The organism is uncultured Planktosalinus sp. (assembly GCF_963973675.1).
GTDB lineage: Bacteria > Bacteroidota > Bacteroidia > Flavobacteriales > Flavobacteriaceae > Planktosalinus.
The window spans coordinates 1-2,251 of the sequence record NZ_CAXBAN010000408.1 but is presented as its reverse complement, the minus strand read 5'-3'; the positions used below and the strand labels follow the sequence as shown (position 1 = coordinate 2,251).

General features: G+C 36.9%; 2 protein-coding genes and 2 pseudogenes. All 4 read right to left on the bottom strand.

Translation table 11 applies throughout. The features are described from left to right. Positions 1-106 (bottom strand): annotated as a pseudogene (locus AACY61_RS12730) (phosphoribosylpyrophosphate synthetase); the annotation flags it as partial. Between the two features lie 7 nt (positions 107-113). Further along, entirely contained in the window at positions 114-758 is a 645-nt protein-coding gene (locus tag AACY61_RS12725) for a hypothetical protein (RefSeq protein WP_339611954.1), read from the bottom strand. Further along, positions 755-1,648, bottom strand: a complete 894-nt coding sequence (locus AACY61_RS12720; RefSeq protein WP_339611952.1) for a ribose-phosphate pyrophosphokinase — start codon at positions 1,646-1,648, stop codon at positions 755-757. Before AACY61_RS12720 ends, AACY61_RS12725 begins: the two co-directional genes overlap by 4 nt. Positions 1,649-1,654: 6 nt before the next feature. After that, positions 1,655-2,251 (bottom strand): annotated as a pseudogene (locus tag AACY61_RS12715) (thymidine phosphorylase); the annotation flags it as partial.

Here is a 2,251-nt window from a genome sequence, read left to right as displayed (position 1 = left end):
TTAGTGAGGCACACTCCAAACATTCTGGTTTTAGGTTAAAATCATATGTATAGCCTTTTCCCTGTAAATCGTTTATTGCTTCTGAAAGTGTGTCGTAGTTGTTCATTTTCGTTCTATTTATAAGTCATTGTAAAATAACTATTATCTTCTTCTGTAAATTTCTGAAAGGTCAATAAACCATTCCCGTTTAATTTTTCGTTGACGGTATAGTTGAGTTGCTTAATGCGAATGCCCCACGCATAGGCCTTAATATTTATTTTTGAATTAATGTTGGTTTTATTGTCCTTCAATGTTCGGTCGTAAATCTTTATGATGCTTTTTGAACCAAAAAAATCCAACAGTCCTGAATCAAAAGTCATTTCTAATTCTATATCTTCAAGATTGTCCAAATCATAGAGGTCTTTAAATTTTTTAGAGGTGGTATTAATTTCGGTCTCCTTTGATTTTGGGCTGGAAAACGGGAAAGCCATTACCATTATACTTGCTTCATCAGGCTTGCAACGATAAGTTGTGGTGTATTTATCGGTCGATTTTTTGTCTTCATCGAACAATTCCGTAACCACCTCAATTTCATAGTATCCATTTTTCTTTATTGTTTCACCAGCTTCAAAAGTTTGTTTGTTTAAAAAAGAGCCTTCTTCATCAAAATTTTCTCGAACAACAACTCTACCTGAAATCTGCCCAATAAGCATTTCAGTTTGTCCAGTCATTGTGATGCTGAATAAAGTGATTAGTACTATAAAGCCTTGTTTTCTCATATATGGTGCATTAATATTTTTACCTCTTTTGCCATAATATCACTTAAATCTATTCCATTTGAAGAGTGTGGGATGGTATTACAAGTCACTATTTTTTCTACTCCGGAATCCAATAAATCTTGATAGGCGTTTCCTGAAAAAACGGCGTGAATGCCTACACAAATAGGCGGTTTCATTCCTGCTTTTTTAAGATGTTGTACGGTTTCAATCATTGTTCGGGCTGTGGAAATAATGTCATCTACTAAAATAGGTGTGGCATTCTTGTACTTATCCACATCGGGAACAGAGACTTCTACATCACGGTCACCGTGACGTACCTTTTGTAATACTATAAATGGTGCTCCAGCATTTTTGGCGACTTCAGAAACCCATTGTTCACTTTCCGAATCAGGCCCAATAAGTACCGGGTTTTCAATGTTTTCTTTTATCCATTCTGAAATGGCATCGGCAGCGTGAATCACTTTATTTGGAATTTGATATACTTCTCCCAACGAACTAATTCTGTGCAAGTGAGGGTCAACCGTGGTAATGCTATCGGCAAAACCTGATATCAATTTTCCGAAGAAACCAGAAGTCACTCCTTCACCTTCATTAAATACTTTGTCCTGCCGCATATACGCCAAATAGGGTGCTACCAAACAGGTACACATTGCCCCCAATGATTTGGCTGTGTGACTTAAAAAATAAAGCGGCAACAGTTTTTCATCCGGTTCGTGTAAGGTGCATACCAGTACCACACATTTATCTTTAACATCAGATAATATACGTGTGTACGATTCCCCATCAGGAAAATTACGCAAAGTGGCTTTGCCCACTTCAGCATCCATTTTTGTAGCCATAAGTTCTGTGAGTTCTTCATTTCCGGGAAGACTGAATAATATTGTTTTCATAGTTTTTTAAATTATAGTTAGGATGTCGTTATGGTTGTTTTTATATTCCAAGGCATAGTTAAGTTCACCTTTGGATTCAGCATATATAGTATAAAGCAATTGGTTTTCCTCAATGGGTTTTCCCAGATGAACATTTAGAAGAATCCCTGCCGATTTAGATTGTGGTGCTCCAGAAAGCTTGGCAAGTTTTGCAATTTTACGGTTATCAATTCGTTGCAAAACGCCTGACTTTTCAGCTTTAATTTCAATTTTATAAGGTGCTAAAACTGGTTTTGAAAATTGACCTTGCGCCTTACAAATGGCTATGAATTTTTTATAAGCCTGACCAGATGTGAGAATTTGATGTGCGGTTTCCAACCCTTTACCTTTTTCTACTTTGCCAGAAAGCTCTATTAGTTCAGCGGCTAAAAGCAATGCTCTTTCTGTTAGGTCTTTGGGTGCATCTGCTTCATTTTTCAATACTTTTAATATATCTATGGCTTCTAATGTAGGACCGATACCCCTTCCAACCGGCTGCGTGCCATCCGTAACTACAACCTTTACATTCAACCCAACAGCAGTTCCAACGGTTTCCATATGATTTTTTAGTTTTTCTGCCATTTC